The organism is Pseudomonas sp. AL10 (assembly GCF_029960685.1).
Lineage (GTDB): Bacteria > Pseudomonadota > Gammaproteobacteria > Pseudomonadales > Pseudomonadaceae > Aquipseudomonas > Aquipseudomonas lactis.
The window spans coordinates 1-894 of record NZ_JASBQZ010000090.1; the positions used below are offsets into that span (position 1 = coordinate 1).

Here is an 894-nt window from a genome sequence, read left to right on the forward strand (position 1 = left end):
AAAGGCGCCAACGCCGGCCACGCCACCGAAGCCAACATGGACCGCCTCGACGGTGCCGGCGCCGCTGCCGCCGTGGAAGCCCGCGCCGTCACCGCCAACGACTCTGCCGCCATCGTGCGCGCCAAGGCCGCCCTGGACAAACTCGACGTCGCCGAAGGCCTCGCCGAGCTGGAAGGCGCCTCCGCCCGCGTCGCCGTTGACGAAAAGCGCATGATCAACTGCCGCGCCGACCTCAACCAACTTGTGCCCTTCAAGTACGACTGGGCCTGGCAGAAGTACCTCGACGGCTGCGCCAACCACTGGATGCCGCAAGAGGTCAACATGACCGCCGACATCGCGCTGTGGAAAAACCCCGAAGGCCTGACCGACGACGAACGCCGCATCGTCATGCGCAACCTGGGCTTCTTCTCCACCGCCGACTCCCTGGTGGCCAACAACCTGGTACTGGCCGTGTACCGCCTGATCACCAACCCGGAGTGCCGCCAGTACATCCTGCGCCAGGCCTTCGAAGAAGCGATCCACACCCACGCCTACCAGTACTGCATCGAATCGCTGGCCATGGATGAAGGCGAGATCTTCAACATGTACCACGAGATTCCATCGGTGGCCAAAAAGGCCGCCTGGGGCCTGAAATACACCCGCTCGATCTCCGATCCAAAGTTCGAAACCGGCACCGTCGACACCGACAAAGAACTGCTGCGCAACCTGGTCGCTTACTACTGCGTGCTGGAAGGCATCTTCTTCTACTGCGGCTTCACCCAGATTTTGTCCATGGGCCGCCGCAACAAAATGACCGGCGTGGCCGAGCAGTTCCAGTACATCCTGCGCGATGAGTCGATGCACCTGAACTTCGGTATCGACGTGATCAACCAGATCAAAATCGAAAACCCGCAC

Annotated in this window: 1 protein-coding gene; it reads left to right on the forward strand. The window is 61.7% G+C overall.

Features of this window, described 5'->3' with window-relative positions; genetic code table 11:
* Positions 1 to 36: 36 nt before the first annotated feature.
* A partial coding sequence (locus QK296_RS28925; RefSeq protein ID WP_219728905.1) for a ribonucleotide-diphosphate reductase subunit beta occupies positions 37 to 894 on the forward strand: 858 nt, incomplete at its 3' end.